Annotated in this window: 15 protein-coding genes; 13 read left to right on the plus strand and 2 right to left on the minus strand. The window is 37.7% G+C overall.

Features of this window, described 5'->3' with window-relative positions; genetic code table 11:
* Positions 1-98: 98 nt before the first annotated feature.
* From VXM77_RS02330 to VXM77_RS02340, 3 genes are all read left to right on the plus strand, one after another.
* Positions 99-2,051, plus strand: a complete 1,953-nt coding sequence (locus VXM77_RS02330; protein WP_338506843.1) for a GGDEF domain-containing protein — start codon at positions 99-101, stop codon at positions 2,049-2,051.
* 51 nt (positions 2,052-2,102) lie between these two features.
* Positions 2,103-2,879, plus strand: a complete 777-nt coding sequence (locus VXM77_RS02335) for a hypothetical protein (protein ID WP_338506845.1) — start codon at positions 2,103-2,105, stop codon at positions 2,877-2,879.
* A gap of 76 nt (positions 2,880-2,955) precedes the next feature.
* On the plus strand, positions 2,956-3,963 hold the full coding sequence (locus VXM77_RS02340) for an LCP family protein (RefSeq protein WP_338506847.1): 1,008 nt from the start codon (positions 2,956-2,958) through the stop codon (positions 3,961-3,963).
* Positions 3,964-4,029: 66 nt separating this feature from the next.
* Here VXM77_RS02340 and VXM77_RS02345 read toward each other — a convergent pair whose 3' ends face one another.
* A complete protein-coding gene (locus VXM77_RS02345; protein WP_338506849.1) occupies positions 4,030-4,887 on the minus strand; it encodes an Rpn family recombination-promoting nuclease/putative transposase in 858 nt (285 codons plus the stop codon).
* A gap of 515 nt (positions 4,888-5,402) precedes the next feature.
* On the opposite strand from VXM77_RS02345, the gene VXM77_RS02350 reads away from it, so the two are divergent.
* From VXM77_RS02350 to VXM77_RS02370, 5 genes are all read left to right on the plus strand, one after another.
* Positions 5,403-6,008 (plus strand): DedA family protein, encoded by a 606-nt coding sequence (locus VXM77_RS02350; RefSeq protein WP_338506851.1) that lies wholly within the window; start codon positions 5,403-5,405, stop codon positions 6,006-6,008.
* Between the two features lie 209 nt (positions 6,009-6,217).
* Positions 6,218-6,724, plus strand: coding sequence for a hypothetical protein (locus VXM77_RS02355; RefSeq protein WP_338506853.1), 507 nt, complete (start codon positions 6,218-6,220; stop codon positions 6,722-6,724).
* A 109-nt stretch (positions 6,725-6,833) separates the two neighbouring features.
* Positions 6,834-7,889 (plus strand): N-acetylmuramoyl-L-alanine amidase, encoded by a 1,056-nt coding sequence (locus VXM77_RS02360; RefSeq protein ID WP_338506855.1) that lies wholly within the window; start codon positions 6,834-6,836, stop codon positions 7,887-7,889.
* A gap of 416 nt (positions 7,890-8,305) precedes the next feature.
* Positions 8,306-10,285, plus strand: a complete 1,980-nt coding sequence (locus VXM77_RS02365; protein ID WP_338506857.1) for an LTA synthase family protein — start codon at positions 8,306-8,308, stop codon at positions 10,283-10,285.
* 151 nt (positions 10,286-10,436) lie between these two features.
* Entirely contained in the window at positions 10,437-14,051 is a 3,615-nt protein-coding gene (locus tag VXM77_RS02370) for a glucosaminidase domain-containing protein (protein ID WP_338506859.1), read from the plus strand.
* Positions 14,052-14,332: 281 nt separating this feature from the next.
* On the opposite strand, the gene VXM77_RS02375 is transcribed toward VXM77_RS02370, so the two are convergent.
* Positions 14,333-15,313 (minus strand): hypothetical protein, encoded by a 981-nt coding sequence (locus VXM77_RS02375; RefSeq protein ID WP_161831077.1) that lies wholly within the window; start codon positions 15,311-15,313, stop codon positions 14,333-14,335.
* A gap of 239 nt (positions 15,314-15,552) precedes the next feature.
* Between VXM77_RS02375 and VXM77_RS02380 the strand changes: the two genes are divergently transcribed.
* The 5 genes from VXM77_RS02380 (at position 15,553) to VXM77_RS02400 (ending at position 19,886) form a co-directional block, all read left to right on the plus strand.
* Positions 15,553-16,503 carry a glycosyltransferase family 2 protein gene (locus VXM77_RS02380; RefSeq protein ID WP_161831078.1) on the plus strand — a complete coding sequence of 317 codons (951 nt, stop codon included), beginning with the start codon at positions 15,553-15,555 and terminating at the stop codon, positions 16,501-16,503.
* Between the two features lie 43 nt (positions 16,504-16,546).
* Complete coding sequence (locus VXM77_RS02385; RefSeq protein WP_161831079.1) at positions 16,547-17,461, plus strand: hypothetical protein; 915 nt, start codon at positions 16,547-16,549, stop codon at positions 17,459-17,461.
* A 21-nt stretch (positions 17,462-17,482) separates the two neighbouring features.
* Positions 17,483-18,283, plus strand: coding sequence for a metallophosphoesterase (locus tag VXM77_RS02390; protein ID WP_161831080.1), 801 nt, complete (start codon positions 17,483-17,485; stop codon positions 18,281-18,283).
* Positions 18,284-18,462: 179 nt separating this feature from the next.
* A complete protein-coding gene (locus tag VXM77_RS02395; RefSeq protein ID WP_161831081.1) occupies positions 18,463-19,176 on the plus strand; it encodes a Wzz/FepE/Etk N-terminal domain-containing protein in 714 nt (237 codons plus the stop codon).
* A 2-nt stretch (positions 19,177-19,178) separates the two neighbouring features.
* Positions 19,179-19,886: a CpsD/CapB family tyrosine-protein kinase gene (locus tag VXM77_RS02400; RefSeq protein ID WP_161831082.1), complete on the plus strand. Its 708-nt coding sequence runs from the start codon at positions 19,179-19,181 to the stop codon at positions 19,884-19,886.
* Positions 19,887-20,042: the final 156 nt, after the last annotated feature.

The raw sequence follows: 20,042 nt of genomic DNA on the forward strand, positions 1-20,042 counted from the left end.
ATCAATAGGTATACTTAGAAGTCGATATTTTAAGAAGTGTGCTACTTCTTATGATTTCGGCTTTTAAGTCATGAAGAAGGTAGTAGGAGGAAAAGAAAATGAGGGGCAAGTCCCGTTGGCTAAAGATTTTGAGTGTTCTAGTGATATTGGCTATTTTAGTGGCCTCCGTCCTGAAAGGGAAGGTATTTTTTTCAGCAAGTGATCGGTTTATTGAAAAGGCCCTCAGTGGAGAGAGCCAAAATTTAAGTGAGGAACAATTAGCAAGCTATGAAACGGATATTAATAAAGAGCTCACACACTTAAAAAGCCGCAACGAGTTAGAAAAAATCTATTTTGCATTAGGAAAAATTGAAGCTCTTCAAGGCGACTACGCGTCATCAAATAATTATTTATTAAATGCTGCAAGTTTTATTACGGACCGACATAAACAGATTGACGCGTTGATCTATGAAACACTTGCGACAAATTACTTAGTGCTCAATGATGTCGAGAATGGATATTTTTATTTTGAAGAGGCGAATAATGTTATTTACCAACTGAAAAATTCACCACTGGCGATTTCTTTTTATCAGCAGTTTGCTAAAGGATTGACGGAGAATACGAATCATACGACATTCCCGATTTATTTATTGAGTGAGGCGATCCAGTTATGCCGGGATGAGGAACAAAAGGTCATCTTAATGAAACAACTGGCCGAAGTTTATGATATAAATGGTTTAAAAGATTTAGCGGTCAGCGAGTTAACGCGTGCCCTCAATATGAGTGTGAGTTTACACAATAAGGAACTCCAGCTTCAATTGATGAATCATCTCATCCGTTTTTATTTCGGGGCCCATCAATATGAGGAAACAGAGGAGATGTTAAAAAATTATTTTTCCATTGCTTCTGATGATCCTAAGGAAAACTATGATATGTTATGGCATTGGCTGCAAGTTCAATATTACTTGTACGGCTATGAAGGATTTGAAAACGGCTTAGCTAAACTAGCAAAAAAATACCCTGAAGTTGTCGAAGAAGAAAAAGAATATATTGAATGGTTTATCGCATTTAATCGAGCATATTTTCTCATGTTAGAAGGAAAATACGAGGAAAGTGAAGCGTACTTAAAGGAGGTTGAATTGATAAAAAATAGGGAGGATGTTTCTCCAACGGTGTGTGAATTAATCGATATGGTTCGTTTAGATTTAAGTTATCGGACAAAAGCGAGTGACATTAACTTTACCGAGCGTTATCAACAATTGCTAGCAAAGATGTATCTTACTCCCGATACTTTAGGGATTATGTATCACGTGATGCCGCAAATTTTAGGACGATTACTGGAGTTAGGTGACTATGAAACCGTCTATCAATATACTTCTCGTTTAAGAGATCCACTCGATCAGGAACTCGATGCGATTAATGCTTTACGCAACATGATTCAAAAAAGTGCCCAACGCGAGATGCAGTTTAACACCTCATTCTCACGAGTCGTATTAAAATATGGAGGATACGTGGTGGCGACCTTATTTGGGATTGGCTTGGCATACGGGGCTTATCGTTATAATGTTTATTTTGCAACCTTGAAAAAACGAGTAAAGGACAGTGGAAAAACCGATACTTTAACTCGAACGCTCACGAAAAAAGCATTATATGAACAGCTAGAGTCCGAAATGGACCCGGATAAAAACTATTATTTCTTATTAATGGACATCAATGATTTTAAATTGTATAACCAAGACTTTGGGTATTTAGCGGGAGATCGCGTACTTGTAGAAATATCTCACTTACTAAAAGAAGTGTTTCCAGATGCCGCTATTTCGCGCCATTCTGGACACCACTTTATTATTGTTTTGAAAGACGTTGAAGAGCATGCTGTGATTGAGAAAGTTACCTTTATTTTAGAGGCCATTAAGCAGAGTCAAACAATCTCAGCCAAACGCGAAATCACGTGCTGTGTGGGGATTAGTAAAGGTCATATAAAAAATACAATCGATATTGATGAATACATTAATCTTGCGACGATTAAATTAAACATTTCTAAGCAAAGAGGTAAAGGAATTTATACCTTATAGTCATTGACCCATCAAATGATGGGTCCTTTTTTAAAAAAGGAGGTCTTTTGGATGAATCGTTTAAAAGTTTGGATTAGCGAACATCAAAGGATGATAGTGATGGGGGTTACCGCCTTTATCATTCTTTGCGTGGGGTGCCTAGTCATTAGGGAGTATCAATTAAAAAGAGTTTACAATCAAGCGATTAGCTATTACGAAGAAAATGATTTGATTGCTTTTGAATCGATTCGCTATCGGTTATCAACTAAATATGGCGAGGACTTTGATCACTTTTTATTAGAAGAAGCGAATCAATTATTTGAGGAGTACCGACAAGAACAAGTCACTTATCATGAAGCGATAGGGGGCGTGGAACGAATCGAAGCATTTGCTAATCGTCCTTCCTTGATTCAAGATGTTCAAACAAAGGTTGATGAATTGAAGCAATCACGCCAACAGTTTAAAGAGGCTGAAAAGCTAGCCATTCAAAAAAAGTGGGAGGAAGCCTATCACCTGTATTTACAGGTGATTGAGGAGGATCCAAATTATGAAAAATCGAGGCAATTAGCGGACACCGCTAAACGTTGGTGGCTTCAAGATTTATTAGTAGAAGCCGTGACGTACTATGAGAAACGTCAGTATGAGAAATCGTTAACGGTGATTGAGCAGGCGTTATCTTTATCGGAAGGAGATGAACAATTTCTTCAGTTGAAAGAAGATGTGCATCTAGCGATGGAAAAAGGAACACTAGAAAGCAAGTGGAGTGAAGTTAAAGAGATATTGACGGAATCTATTCAATCAGGGATTGAATCACTCCAAAATATTTTTGAAAAGATTTTCAAACGATAATAAAAAATAGCTATGATTTGTCGGGATATGGTATAATTTTAAAAAAGAGTTTATGTAGAGATCTGGAGGGGAAAGCATGAAGCGATTTAAAGTGTTATGGATCATACTCGGAGTGGTTGTTTTACTTGTCGGAGGTGGAGTTGGGGCCGCTTATTATGTTGTAAATTCAACGCTTTCAAAAATGGACATGACTGAGAAGATTGATAAAACGGAGGCGGGAATTGAAAAAGATCTGTTGGAGCAAGAGAAACGATCTCAGGTCATTAATATCGCCGTCTTTGGGATTGATAAAAATGGGGATGAAACCGATGGACGCAGTGATGCGATGAAAATTTTATCGCTAGATACGAAGAATAATGAGGCTAAAATTACATCGTTACAGCGCGACACACTCATTTATATTCCTGGAGTTAAACAGGATTTTGAAAAGTTAAATCATGCCTATGCTTACGGAGGGGCTAAACTCGCGTTACAGACGATTAACTACAATTTTGATTTAGACCTTACACGTTATGTGGCCTTCAATTTTGAAGCTGTAGAGCATGTTATTGATGCGATGGGTGGAATTGAATTGGAGATTTATGAAAATGAAGTTCCGTTTATTGCAGAAGTATCGCATAGTGGTTATCAACATTTAGATGGTAAGCAAGCATTAGGATATATGCGTTTGCGTTATTCAGACAATGATTATGTCCGAATGGATCGCCAGACTGCTGTTATGAAGGCAATGTTTTCAAAGTTATCAACACTTGATTACTCACAATTATTAGACTTAGTCAATGAATGTTTGCCATATATTGAAACGAATATTTCAACAAATGAAATTTTATCGCTGGGAATGAAAGCTTTAAAAGTTGATTTAGGAAATATTCAATCGTATCAAATTCCACGTGGAAGTGGTGAAACAGTGAATCAGAGCGTGACATATAACGGCTATAGTCCACTTTATATTGTCGATAGTTACCAACAATTAGTGAAGGACGTCCATGAAGATATTTATGGAGATTCAAACTATGAGCCTTCAAAACGCGTCAAAGAAATGGAAGCAACGATTTACGAAAAATTTGGTTATATTGAGAAGTAAAAAAAGACCTCTTACAATTTTGGTAAGAGGTCTTTTTTCATGGAAGTCATCCATTCTCGGAGTTATTTAAAACGTTAATTCCTGTCTTAATCGCCGCACTTCATCAATTGACAGTTCAGTAATTCGTGCAATTTGCTCCTCGCTCAATTCAAGAGAAAAACAATTTTTAAGATGTTTTAACTTTTCTTGCTCAATTCCTTGTGCGAGGCCTTCCTCTCTCGCCGTTTGTAGGCGGCTCGTTTCATCGAGCAACGCTTTTAAACGTGCCTCATAATATAAACGGAACTGCTCATTACAACTTAAAATCAGGAGGTCATCTTTGGCTTCACGAATGGCTTCATCTTGGCGAGCTAACTCGTAGCTCACTTGGCTTTCTGGATGCTTAATAAATTCAAGCCATGCTTCTAAGTGTGTTTTAATGTCGCTTGCCTGCTTTATATCTTTTATTTTATCAAGTTCAATAAAGTGTAGTTCTAATAAGTCACTGAGTACTTCATTACGTTCCTTTTCTTTTAGGACATAACAACTATGATACTCGTGCGTATCCAGTAAATTAAAATCGAGAAGGTTAATACAAATCGTTCGCTCAAGTTTTTGATAAGGGTTCCCGCTTTGAAGTTGTCCCGAAAATAACCGACTCCAATAAAACAAACTCCGCTCAATCATGTTCCTTTCATCCGCCACCTGAACCTCAACATTGATTAACTCCCCTTTGTTTGTTGTAGCTAAAATATCTAACGATCCGAGTTTATCATTTTTATATTGTTTATCGAGTACTCGATCCTTAAAGGTAATCGAAGTAATCGGTTCATCGGGTGTTAATACCGCATTTAAAAATGAAATTAACAGTTCTGGTCTCTTCTCGTTTCCAAACAGCCCTTTGAAAACAAAATCCATTGTTGGGGGTAATAGTACCGGTCCCACGTCTTCTCCAACCCCCTTTCACTTGTTTCATTAAATCCTCTAAATTTATCATCTTATTTTTCCTCCGTTTATTATAGCATACTAACGATGTCAAAACATCTTTCTATCTTACAATACGCGTGAATAGAGGATTTTCCTTTTTTAAATTTAAATATTTTGAAACTAATAGCGGGCCAAAGCCCTACTAGCGGAGGATAGCCAAGAGCTTTCGCTACTTGGCGCAGGGGACCCATTATATCATTTTTAAAGTATCGAATCATCTTCCTACTTTAAAATACGCCTCAATGGAGCGATTTCCTTTTTAAAATTCATGAAAGATGACGGCCTTTTATTTTCATTTGGCCTCTAAAACTGAAATGGATAGGCATTTGAAAAAGAGGGTTTTGAGTGAAATATTACAGGATTCATAAAAAGTGGGGTACTAGGAGAAGATAGCGGGACATAGGATAGAAAAAGTAAGAGAGATGTTTAGGGTTCGTACGAACCGTTAGTAGTGAATAGAGGGGGATGATAGAATGGAATGGATCATTGATTTTATTGCACAATACGGAATGATTGCGATGTTTCTCTTTATTGCCTGTGAATATGCGTGCCTTCCTCTTCCAAGTGAGGTGGTGTTGCCACTATCAGGTGCCATGGCCGTATCGAGTGGGCGGCCACTGCTTCTAGTGATTTTCATCAGCGTCGTTGCAGGATTACTCGGTTCAATGATTTGTTACAGTATCGGGTATAGCGGCGGAAGTCGTGTTCTAGAATTCATGAAACACCGATATCCAAGTACAAAGAGAGGAATTGAATCGACGCAGCACTTTTACAAAAGATACGCGACCTTCTCTGTGGCAATCGGACGCGTGATTCCACTCTTTCGAACATACATTTCCTTTATGGCAGGAATTACAAAACAAAGCGTCACGACCTTCATCCTCGCCTCATCCATCGGGATTTTTGCTTGGAATAGCCTCCTCATTACACTTGGGTATGTTTTAGCGGATCGTTGGCGCGAGGTCATGGGTTACTATGACAAAGGGAAATGGTTTATTTTACTCGGATTTGGCTTGATCATCGGGGGCATCGCCCTAAAAAAAGTGCACGAGCGAAAGAAGATGAAATATCCCCTATAAATGATGTATGATTTGGTTAAATCTAGCATATAATGATAGTGGCGTGGAAGGTATGTAGGTTAAAATCGTGACACCTAATGATTACTAAAAAGAGGCTCCCTCATGGGGCCTCTTTTTATGTCTGTGAAAAAAAGTAACAGTGAGTTATATTGTCGAACTTTTAATGAATATAATGTAATAAGGCGTGATGGATGAAAGGGGGAGTTTACATGTTAGAGGAAGAAAAAGAAGCGCGCTTGGAAGAAATGACGGTGTTTTTACAACGCCGAAACTTACTGAAAGTCCGCGAAATGTTACTTCAAAACTTGACGACCTATTCAGAGGATAAAGAATTTTTAACGGATTGCTATCACCTCGTTCTAGGAGACCCATTAATCTTTCAAAAACATAACGGAGAAATGCTCGACTATACCGTAACGCATTGGGAGGAGGAAAAGTACCCAGCGTTGTTGGCGGACCTTAAAAAGAATTTTTCGAGAAAAAGATATCATTTAGCGATGAATGTGGCGTGCTATTTTGAGGAAGTTAAACAACAGCAGGCGGAGGTGGAGGGACAAGAAGAATTAGAAGTGGAGTTAAAAGAGAAGAAAAAACGAAAACCGAAAAAGCCGAAACGTATTTTACCGCGTGAACAAAAATATTTATTAACGGGGATTACAACGACGAGTCTCTTACTCATTGGAATGGTCGTGCAGCTGATTTTGAACCAGGAATAAACTTAATGAAAGTGTGAGAGACGAAAGCGGGATGTTTCGCATATAGTAGGTTAGGTACTTTCTTCTTAGAGGAAGTACGCTCACTTTATGTTTAAAGGGGATTTAATTTATGAGTTATACATTCAAACAAAACATGGTTTCAAGTAGTAAATATTCGATTAAATGTCCGTATCCAATGACCCCTAAATATATTGTTTGTCATAATACTTCAAATGACGCTTCAGCGGCTAATGAGGTGAGCTATATGATTAGAAATAATCATCAAGTTTCCTATCATATAGCTGTTGATGATAAAGAGGCCATTCAAGCCCTTCCATTTGATCGTAATGCCTGGCATACAGGGGACGGAGCAAATGGTCCAGGGAACCGTCACGGAATCGGGGTTGAAATTTGTTACTCTTTATCAGGAGGACCCAGATATACCCAAGCCGAAGAAAATGCGGTTTATGTGATGGCGCGTCTTCTTTATCAATATAACTTACCGATCAGTGCTTTAAAACAACATGCGAACTTTGCTAATAAAAATTGTCCGCACCGTATTCGTGACGAGGGACGATGGGAAAGCGTTCGTGGTCGAGTCGAATGGGTACTTGAGGAAATTAAAAAAGGAAATATTGAGGCCAGCTTATCAAGTGGGACGACAGCATTAAAAGCAACCACTAACGCTGGTCATGCTGGCAATAAAGGTGCGAATAAAGCGCCTCATCGAAAACCTAAAAAAGACAATGTTAAAACAAAAGCATGCGAACGAAAAGTCAGAGCCCTATGCGATGTTAACATTTGGGACGGTACGGACTATCAAACGGTAGTAGGCCATATTAAAAAAGGTGAGGTTATTTATTTCAATCAAATAACCGAAGATGAGCTATTTGGTAAACTCGGCGACAACCAATACATCTCACTGGATTATCATTTATTTTTGATGTGGGATTTATGGGCAGCACCGATTGCGAAACTCGAAATAATGGTTCCTCAGCTTAATGCTTGGAGTGGTCCATCTTATGAATCAGAAGTAAGTGACCATGTAAAACAATATGAGGTTTTTGAATTTACAGAAGAAAGAAACGGTTTAGCGCTTGTCAATGGAATCGGTTGGATTACGCTTGACCCTCAAATGGTTAAACGTTTCGATCTTGATAAAATTGCTTCAACGTATCGACTTTAAAGTAAAGGATGAAACCTACTTTTTAAACAAACATACTGATTTTTATCGGTATGTTTGTTTTTTCATAAATGACGTGCTATTGCATAAAATGAAAAGACGGGCATGTGATGAACGATAGGGTGGTTGGATAGAGTTTAGGTTATAAGGATGGTATTTGGTGCATAGGGTGGCATGCGATCATAGAGTGATGAGATAGATTCCATAGATATCCATTGAAGCGACGACCATTTTTTATTATAATAAGGTGGCATCAAAGAGATAAGGTTTTCAAATCGTTAAACGAAAGGATTGGGTTTGACAGAAGTTTAAGGTGTTTGTTAAGAAAGAAGGATCTTAAATCTAGATTGCTGCAATAAAAGTGTTTCTTTTTAGATGAAGAAAGCGTTGCCATTAAGTGAGTGGAGGGAGGTTGCTTCATGAAAAGGTGGGCACAACTTAAGGAATATGGACGCAACCACTGGTATGATGGGGTGATGGTGATTGGATCGCTAGGATTAAGTCTCATCATTCAATGGTTACAGTTAGGTTCGTTAGCGAAAGCAGTTCATTTTATAGGCGAATACCCGTTTTATTTTTTAGTCAATGTGTTAATTATCATGATGACTTATAGTTTAGCGCTACTGGTGAAGCGCAAATGGTTTTGTTTTGCTCTTTGGACGTTTATTTGGGGATTTTTAGCGGTTGCCAATGCCGTCGTCCTTCATTTTAGAGGGATGCCGTTGATGTTTGCGGATCTTTTTTTAATCGGCGAAGCAGCAAAGCTTATTGACCTTTATTTTACACCGATGACGATGGGTCTCTTTATAGCAGTTATCGTGCTCTTATTCGTCGGAATGGCTTTTTTATTTAAAGTAAAGGCGTCGGTGAAAAAAAGAGACTATCTCTTATTTACCACAATGGTGATTCCGATTATTTATGGGTTATATGGAATTGAGAAGCAAGGCATCATGCCACCGGATAAAGTGAATTATGTGAAAAGTTATGACCAATATGGATTTGCGTATTCGGTTGTGAATTCGATTTACCCTTATTTGCAGGGGGAGCAGACCCAAAATAAAAAGCATCTGGAGGCGTTAGCGAACGACCTACAGTCTTATCCGTTTGAAGAGGTTCAGGCAGAGAATCTGCCGAATGTGGTGATGATTCAGTTGGAATCGTTTATGGATCCTTTAGAAATTGAAGGGGTCACGTACAGTGAAGATCCAATCGCAACGTTTCGATCTCTTACAGAAAGTTATCCGAGTGGAACGATGGTTGTTCCAACCTTTGGAGCGGGAACGGTTCGCACGGAGTTTGAGGCATTAACATCGATTTCAATGTCGGCGTTTAAACCTGGGGCCAATCCTTATGATGAAATTTTAGGAGGAAATCCGGTTCAATCGTTGGCAACAATCTTTAATGAAAAGGGGCATCGAACGACGTTTTTGCATAACTATGAAGGTAATTTTTATAATCGTCATTTCGTCGTGAGTCAGCTAGGGTTTAAAACGTATGTTCCGTTAGAATATATGGCGGGTGATCATGGACCACACGTGATTGATGAAACCGATGATGCACTGTTAGTGGATTATATCATTAAAACAATGGAAAAAGATGAGGCACCGAACTTTATCTATGCCGTGACGGCAGGAACGCATCAACCATATAGTCTAACCGATGGTGAAACATCAGAAATTACGGTTAAGGGGAAGAAAGATAAAGAGGAGCTTTTACCACTTCAAGATTATGTGAATCGGATGCACAGCTTAGATGTGCAGATCAAGCGGTTAGTTGAATATATCGATACGTTATCAGAACCAACGGTTGTTGTGATGTTCGGGGATCATTTACCTAATTTATCACTCGTAACCAATGAAAAAACGTATGCGCATGATTTATATGAAACGCCTTATTTAATTTATAGTAATACAGAGCTTCAACCGGTAGCGCCCTTTCATGAGATGACGGCGTACCAATTAGGTTCTTATTTGTTGCAATTACTTGGAATGCCGGATGGAGCAATGAATAGTATTCATAAAACTTATGCAACGACGGAGGAGTATCAACAGATTTTAGACTTGGTTCAGTTTGATTTATTAAAAGGCGATGGCCAATTTTATCAAAATAAAATCTTGCCGTATACGTCGTATCTCTTCTTTGGATTGGATGAATTGAAAATTGATTCAGTTGAAATAGAAGATGAACTCCTGATTATTCGTGGGGATGGTTTTTCTTCTGAAAGTCGGGTCTACTTGGACGGGGAACCGTATAGTACGACGTATGTTTCTCCACAGGAATTGCAAGTCGTGGGGGCTCACGTGGATTATCAATTAATCGAAATTAAGCAACATAGTGGACTGGATCAAGCGATTGGTCAAGGGGCACAATACGAAAAAGAAGTTAGTCTAGCCGACTAACTTCTTTTTTTTACAACTCATCCAATTTGTCCCAAATATAATATAAAAATACTGACGAATTTACACTATTTTTTTGCTTTTCGTGACAAATACGAATATTTTTTTTATAATTAAAAAGAAGAAAAATGAGAGACGAGAGGCGGAGATACGAATGGGAAAAATTAAAATCATTCAAACCTCAGTTGCTTTATCACTAGTTTTAAACAATGTGGCAGATGTGGCGGTCCTTGCTCATGTAGCAAATGAAACGTTGGAATCAGAAACAGATACGCCGAGTGTCCCAAGTGTTCCTGAGATGGGGACAGCAGGAACAGGACAAGAGTCAGAGAGCACTGACGAGGTTCAAACACCTTCAGCCGAAGGTGAGACAGTGGGGAATGAAGAGAGTGAGACACCTTCAATCAATCAAGGGGAAATGGATTTAGAAACGGTTGAAGATAGTATACAAGGGGAGCAAACAAATGATTTAGCAAGTTCGGATAAAGGAGTAACTGATGAGTTAGAGTTACAAAATGAAGAACTGTTACCAAGGGCGTCAGGCTCAGGGCTTGTCCAACTATGGCAGGTCGTTCCTTCGGGACAAGACCAAGAGGGAAAATCGACAGCGGAAATTATGAAAAATCTTCAATGTCGCCCAAACCACAATTTATATCCTTTAAACGGAACTTCTCAACATGAGACGTATGTCAACTCATGTTATGTCGACGATGCCCTTTATTTAGGAGAAGACGCTAATTATTATTATGTTTATTTATCAGGCTATGAAGGAAAAGTGCGTAAATCACAATCCCATTATTTTGAGTTGGATTTAAATAATGATGGGACAAAAGTGAAGTATGAAATTCAGACAGTCGCTTACTATGTTCCTGATTCAGGGGCTAGAACTTTAGCCGATGAAGGAGCATACCAAGAAGCTCCAGAATTAAACTATCATACGGATTATTTAAATAAAGCGGATGAGTTGAACGAATCAGGAATTGAGCCTTACGCGTCAGATTCTGTTCAATCGCCCTCTTATTATGCAAATGAAAACGGAACGCTTTATCATTACTTAACGAATGATGTGACGAAGACGGGAAGCTATTCAAAGGTGACGGTAGGGAAAGCACCAAGCTTTATGTCCGCCAATGTGAAGTATTATAGTTATGATGGGGTATATTTCTATAAAGATTGGCGTCAAATTAAGGTGAATGGAACAGGTGCGGTTAATCAAGGCAATCCATTCTATAACTATTATCAATACTTACCGGTCCGTTCGAAAACAAACCACCAAACGAATGCATTTGATACGTATACCTCAAACAATGGGGGTTCAGGTGGAAAATTAATTGGAACCGGAAAATACTTTAATGCCGTCGGCGATCGTTTCGGAATTAATGGCGCCCTTCAATACGCGATGGGAATTCATGAAAGTGGTTGGGGTAAAAGTAGCCTTAGTATGAATAAAAACAACCTATTTGGAATGAATGCGACGGATAATAACCCTTATGGAAATGGAACGAGTTTCCCAAGCGTTGAAGCGGGAATTAATTATCATGCCGATCGCTACCTTTCTTGGGGATATACCGATCCTCTTTCTGATTGGCGTTACGCTGGATCCCATGTTGGAAACAAAGGAAGCGGAATGAACGTGCGGTATGCCTCTGATCCATTCTGGGGTGAAAAAATTGCTGGATGGTATTACCGTTTCGATCAAGCGAATGGGTCAAAAGACTACAACTATTATTCACTTGGCGTTAAATCATCAAATAAAGTCGTCGATGTAAAAAGTGATGCTACTTCAAGTGCGAAGACGTACTATAAGACAAAAAACAGTAAAAATAATTTAAGCTTTGGAAACTATCCCGTTTTGATTACAGGAGAAAAGAATGGATACTATCATATTCAAACTGATACTCCGATTGTTAATGGAAGTCCTGTTTATAGTGGAACGTACGATTTTAAAACATCGACAGGGTATATTTCAAAAAATGAAATTAATTCGGTGAATCATACGAACTATAAGAGTCCGGATGGATCAACGACAGTCACTTATGGGAACTTCTTGAATCATATTGATCAAGTCTCTATCGGGAATTCAGGACTTTACTTATACGGTTGGGCCTTTACTGAAGGCGTAGATATTAGCCAAGATAGCTACGTGAAAAAAGAGCTTCTATTAGTGGATGAACGTGGATTGGAAGTCGTTCGTCAAACGGCTCAAAATATTTATAATGCTGACTTCGCAGCAGCATATAAAGGTCCTTATCAGTATGCCCGATATAAGCAAACTTTAAACATCAATTCGTTAACAAATGGAACCTATTCATTAAAAATAGATTTTAAAGCGAACGATTATCAAAAAATGAGCGAGATGAAAAGCAACGATGCTATTGATACAGGATACATCGAAGTTGGTTCGAAACGTTACCGTGTGTTTAATTCTGGGAAAGGAACAGCTCTTAAACTAGAGGTGACAAATGCTCCACTTGGAAATCAACAAAACCACGTCGATCGTGTGGCGCTTAATCAAAATGGGCTCTACTTATATGGGTGGTCATTTATTGAAAATGCCGATATGAACCAAGACGCCCAGGTCAAAAAGACATTGATCATTAAAGATTCAAAAAATAATGTAGTTGAACGTCAATCGCTCAAAAACTTCTATTCAACCGACCTTTCAGAAGGATACAAACAATCCTATAATTATGGTCGTTATGAACAAACGGTTAATGTTTATCACTTACCAACTGGAACGTATACCTTTGATATTGAAGTTAGCGTGCCAGGTGGGGTGAAAACGAACGCATTAAAGAGTAATTATGCGCTAAGTCCACAAACGTACCAAGCTGGAAACCGCATTTATAAAATTTCAAATGGTGGAAAAGGAACGGCGTTAAAATTAGAAGTTTCAACGATTAATGCTGGGAAACATGAAAACCATGTGGATCGTGCGGAGTTTAATCAAAACGGACTTTATTTATACGGTTGGTCATTTATTGAAAATTTAGACATGAATAATGATAGCGATGTGAAGAAAACGTTGATTATTAAGAATGCAAGTAATCAAGAGGTAAAGCGTCAAGTTCTTTCAAACTACTATCATCCATGGTTCTCGAAAGAGTATAACAAACCATACGATTACGCGCGTTATGAACAAACAGTTGATGTCTATTCGTTACCCGTCGGAACGTATACGTTTGACATTGACGTGAATGTTTCAGGTATTTCGAAAACATCAAAGGTGACAAGTAACTTTGCGTTAAGTTCACAAACGTACCAAGCTGGGAACCGCCTGTATAAAATTTCAAACGGCGGAAAAGGAACAGCATTAAAATTAGAAGTGTCAAATGTGAAAGCCGGGAAACATGAAAACCATGTGGATCGTGCAGACTTTAATCAAAACGGACTTTATTTATATGGGTGGTCATTTATTGAAAACTTAAACATGAATAATGATGCCGATGTCAAGAAAACATTGATCATTAAGAATGCGAGCCATCCAGAAGTGAAGCGTCAAGTTCTTTCAAACTACTATCATCCATGGTTCTCGAAAGAGTATAACAAACCATACGATTATGCACGTTATGAACAAACAGTGGATATCTATTCGTTACCAACTGGAACGTATACCTTCGATATCGAGGTGAATGTTTCGGGAATTTCAAAAACGAGTCAAGTAATGAGTAACTTTGACTTAGGTTCAAAAACATATAAAGTTGGAAATAAAACATACACTATTTCAAACGCTGGAAAAGGAAAACCAGTTAAATTAGAAATTCGTTAATCAAAAAAAACGCATCAATCACGTTACCGTGTGGTTGATGCGTTTTTTTCATCTTTAAAGTAAGAAATACGTTTCGGTGGAGATGGCTGATTCAGGTGATGGAGAGTTGTTTTCAATGAATAGGGCTGATCAATTTAATTCCATTTAATTTAATGTTAGAAAGTATGGAAAGTGAGTTTCACTATTAACCCGAATGTCTTTCAAGTATTTGCTAGATTCAATGTGTAAAGTATTGAAAGGGAAATTTAATTTAAATAACTTCCGATTTCGGTAGGTTTAAATTAAGGGGTAAGGTGGATGGTGGCGTAAAGATTTCCCTCATTGTCAGTGAGATAAAGTGGGCAGTTCTTAGTTAAATATTGGCTTTCTAGCGAGTATTTAATTTTCTTATTAAGGTCACCAATAATTAACTCTTTATTTTTTGAACACACCCAATCGAAGTATTCTAATTTTTTTAGAATTAACTGTTCAATTGCTAAGGTTATCTGGCGTAAAAGAGTAGGGGTAGGGACATAAAGGTTTAGAATATAATGCTCTATTTGCTTAGTATAAGTTTGTTCAATAAAATGGTTATCCAATATTTTGAAATGATGATAAGCTTGAAGTTTTGCGTCTTCCCATAAATGATTTTGTAACTCTAGCAGTTGATTTTTAAATTCAGTAGATAAGGCATGTTTTTGGGGAATGGCAATACTTTTTCTGAAGAAATTCTTTTTAGTAAATTCGAGCTTTAGTTGAAGGAAGAAGTTTGGATGAATTCCGTAAATATATCCGTTAATATCGGTATAGGGAGTTCCAAATTCATCAATAAGGTAGACGTTTGATGTTCTGTTTAATTGCTTTCTTTCTGATGAATGACTAATTTGTGAATTAACAGCTCGCAAAAATACGCTTAGCGGCTGCTGGAGACCTCTGATATGACGTTTAATTCGTATGTGAGATAAGATGATAATTAATTCTACAATTTCCTCTCGCAATTTTCCAGTCGGTGTATAGACGTTAAGAATATATTTTTTTACTGTGCTTTCATGGGATGCTTCGATATGTGTATAGTGATCCGTTTGTAATACATTAGCTGTTTTAACCAGAACATCCTCCCAAAGTGTGTCTTGTAATCTTAGTGCTTTCTTTCTGATAGGGGAACTATTGGATAAATTTTTTGGAATAGCAAGTAATTTTCTATACGGGTTCTTTCGTTGAAATTCCTTTTTAATTTCAGCAAAAACTTTTTTTGGAATAAAATATACCCTATATTCATGCATAAAATCACCTTCTTCATACAGGTACTACATTTTATGAAGAACGGGTTACAAAAAGAATCATAATCATACAAAAAACAAAAAATTATTTCAGCCTAATCTAAATAAATGTAATCATAATGTTGTTTTATGTCAGTTCAGGGGTTATAATTTTTTAGATAGATAATAAGGGTTAAGAGAATCTTTTGATAAGTTAGAAAATTTTATTAATCTAAGTTTAGTTGTTATGGGAGGATGATGATGTGAGTAAAGAAGTTTTATCGATTATAATACCAATGTATAACGAGGAAGAGTCCCTTCCTTATTTATATGATCGCTTAGTTCGGTTAGGGGACAAAATAGAGAACTATACATTAGAATTTTTATTTGTGAATGATGGCAGTTCGGACAACTCCTTAACGATGGTTAAAGAGTTAAGAGAGATAGACGCCCGTGTTTGCTATTTATCACTTTCAAGAAATTTTGGAAAAGAAGTAGCAATGGGAGCTGCCTTTGATTACGTTAACGGGGATGCCGTCGTTATTATTGATGCTGACTTACAAGATCCACCAGAGTTAATTTTAGAAATGCTTAAATATTATGAAGAAGGGTATGATGACGTTTACGCGAAGAGAAAAAGTCGTGAAGGTGAGACATGGTTGAAAAAGATGACTTCGAAGACCTTTTACCGAGTGCTTCATACTGTTTCAAGGGTGCCTATTCAACAAGATACCGGGGACTTTAGGTTATTGAGTCGTCGGGCTATCGAGGCGCTAAAATCATTCCCTGAAAAACAACGCTATACAAAGGGAATGTTTAGTTTAATTGGATTTAAGAAAATTGCCATCGAATTTGATCGTGATCCACGAGTAGCCGGAAGCACTAAGTGGAATTACTTTAAATTAATGGAGTTGGCCGTTGAAGGAATTACGTCATTTACTTTGGCCCCATTAAGGATTTCGACCTATATTGGGATTATCACTTCCCTATGTGCGATGGTCTACGCTACATTTATCTTTATTAAAACCGTCATCTATGGGATTGATGTTCCAGGATATGCGAGTTTAATGTGTGTTGTATTATTTTTAGGAGGCGTTCAGCTTCTTTGCTTAGGGGTTATTGGAGAATACCTTGGGCGAATTTTTATTGAAGCTAAAGCAAGACCCCTTTATTTCATAGATGAATACTCGGGAACGAGTGTAGATGTAGAATAGTTTAACTTTTTCATTATACCAGGAGACGAAAAGAGGAGAGAGCGTGTTAGAAAAGTTATTTTTTAAACAGGACATGTGGAGTATTAGTATTAATAAATATATTGATGGAGACCAATTTGACGTCAATCAGATGAAACCGACAATCACGGCGCAAGATGTGAAGGATTGCAACGCTATTTTTGTGGCCGATCCCTTTCTTATTCAACACGAAGGGGGATGGTATGTGTTTTACGAAGTCCTACCTGAGGAGAGTCGAAAGGGCGTTATCGCTTACTCGTATAGTGAGGATGGCGTGACGTGGAAGTATGGGCAAGTTGTTTTACAAACAGACTATCATTTATCATATCCGTATATTTTTAAAGTAAAGGATAAGATTTATATGGTCCCAGAAGGGGGAGCAGATGGAAATATTAAATTGTATGAGGCAACTCATTTTCCAACTGAGTGGACGTTTGTGAAGGAACTAAAAAAGGGTCAGTTCTATGATGCGAGTTTGTTTTATTATGAGGATAAATGGTGGATGATGGCGATGGGGGTATCGCCACAGCCTAATAGCATGTATCTTTTTTATGCCGAGGATTTATTAGGAGAGTGGCAAGAGCATCATCTAAATCCGATTATCACAAATAATCCGATGATTTCTCGACCAGGAGGACGCGTGTATCAAGAGAATGGAAGATTAATTCGATTTGCGCAAGATGGCAGTAAGAATTATGGAAGACGACTCATCGCATTTGAAATCACTCAGTTAACGACAACTTCCTATTCAGAAGTGCAATTAAGAGACGTATTTGGTGCCTCAGAAACTCCTCACACATGGAATCAGGATGGGATGCATCATCTAGATATTCAACGTGATGACCAGGGGTATTTAGTAGTGGTCGATGGGTATTACTATAAGTCAATCAATAAAATTTATAATAAGGTGTATCGCTTCATCAAAGGATATTCTAAATAATCGGGGAGAGTAGGGAGAAAGTTGAAGGTTTTACATAAAAAAAGATTAGGTGTTTCGATTTTTATAGTGTTGGCTGTTTTGATTTATGGATATAATGAGTGGCTCAACTCGAGGGTTATCGTGAAGAATGAAACGATTGAAATAGAAGGGTTACCTGAAGCGTTCGATGGGTATAAGATTCTTCATTTTGCGGATTTACACGGTGAGCGGTTTGGTAAGCAGCAAGAGCAATTAGTCAATGTCATAAAAGGATTAGATTATGATTTAGTAGCAATAACTGGGGATATGGTTGATCGTCATAATCCAACCTTGCAACCTTTTTTTGAGTTAATTGATGGGATACGCGATGAGCGTCCGATTCTTTTTTCCCAAGGAAACATTGATGATGACAACGATTTTAAGGCGATTCGAGAATATGGGCTTGAGGTGATGGATACCCCTTATATTGTTGAACGACAGGGCCAACGCCTAGTGTTTCAAAAGTATGATTTTTATCAACCAGTTCCTGAGGAGTATCGAGGCGACGTGGTCATTGGGTTAGGTCATGTTCCATTTTCAAATGATTTAGGGTATAAACTTCTCTTATTCGGACATTATCACGGAGGACAAGTACGTATTCCTGGATACGGGGCCTTAATTGTTCCAACTGCAGATGGAATTGAATGGGTTAAAGATCAGACTCAAATTATAGGCGTGCAAACGTTCGAAAACTATGCCCAACACATTACCGGAGGCCTTGGGGCAAGTGCTAAATTTAAATGGATGCAAAAAAGATGGTTTAATGCACCGGAAATTAGCGTTCTTACCTTAAAAATGAAGTAACCTCTTTTAATCTGGAATGATAGTCGATATAGGCGATATGCCGAGTTAGGGTATATCGCCTTTTATAGTGGATTATTGACAACTTTAATTGTCGAAATTTAATTTAAGGACATTGAGTTTTGTATGTATATAGTGTAAAATGAGAGATATTGTGAAGAAAAAGTGGGAGGAGAGAGAAAATGTCGCAAACTGGTAAAGAATTAGCAGTTCAGGAGTATATTGAATTGCTAAAAAAATATCGTCTCTGGATTTTAATGTCTATTATAGGAATGGCAATAGCATTTGGTTGTGTACGTTATATGACGTATAAACCTATGTTTACTGCGCAAACAAGCCTTCTAGTGACGTCGAATACGATTGAATTGGAAGAAGGTGAAATCAAAAATGGAACAACAAGTAGTGATTATAACGTAAGTAATAACGTTTTAATGACATTTTCCGAAGTTATTGATAGCCAAACTTTACAAAATGAAGTTAAAGAAGAGTTATCAATCGAAGATTTAGGAGAGATAACGGTTTCTAATAATGGTGGTTCGGTTATTCGAATTAATGTTAATCACTCAGACGCAACGTTAGCAGCCCTTATCGCTAATACAACAGCGAAGGAATTTACAAAGATGATTCAGAGTATGATGAGTGATATTAATTTACAAGTCCTCGATCCGGCAATGATGCCCCAAGATATGACAGGAATGGGGCTATTAAAGGTCGTTATGATTGGTGCGATAGTCGGACTTGTTGTTGTCGTAGGGATTATACTAGTACGAGAAGTGTTGGATACGACGCTTAAACTTCCGAAGGATATTGAAAGAGAAATTGAAATTCCACTCTTAGGGGCTATTCCAGATGTGGAACCTGAATTAAAAGCGTATATGAAAGGAAATAGGGGATAGATATGAAGACAACAATTAAAAATAGTGAAATTATTTCATTAATTAATCCTAAATCACCGACGACAGAAGCCTATCGATCGCTCTTAACTAATATTGAATATTCCTCTGTTGACCATCAAATTAAAACCATTGCTGTGACGAGTTCGGCACCCTCAGAGGGAAAAAGTACTACGGCCTCTAATTTAGCTGTTACCTATGCTGATACAGGAAAAAGGGTATTATTAGTGGATTGTGATTTAAGAAAACCTCGATTAAATAAGATTTTTAATGTTTCTAATTTGGCAGGGTTAACGAGTGTGTTAACAGGTAAGGCCTCCCTTTCTGAATCGATTAAATTAGTAAAAGAGGGGATGTATTTATTACCATCAGGCCCGATTCCGCCAAACCCGGTTGAGCTGATTCGCTCGAAGGCAATGGATCATTTTTTAGAAGTAGTAAAAGGTGAATTTGACCTAGTAATTCTAGATACGCCACCTGTAGGCTTAGTAACGGATGCCGCTTTAATATCGGCTAAACTTGATGGTGTTATACTAGTTGTTGCTTCCGGTAAATCTCAGACAGAGGCAGTATTAAGAGCTAAGGAAAGTTTAGTTAATGTTAATGCAAATTTATTAGGTGCTGTCATGACCATGGTGCCAAATACTAACGGATATCAATATTATGCTTATGCTGAAGAGGAACCTACTAAAAAGAAAAGATTTGGGAAGTAACACACAACCTATATTTTCTTAAGCATTTAAGGTTTTGATAATCAGCGACCAATGATGAGTAATAAATAAACTTTTTAATAATCATATGACTAAGAGTAGGTTGCTTTAAGAGTTTTACTTTTAATAATACCTACTTTTTTACTTTTAAATAAAAAG

This window comes from Turicibacter sp. KK003 (assembly GCF_037014675.1).
In the GTDB taxonomy this organism is placed as follows: domain Bacteria; phylum Bacillota_I; class Bacilli_A; order MOL361; family Turicibacteraceae; genus Turicibacter; species Turicibacter faecis.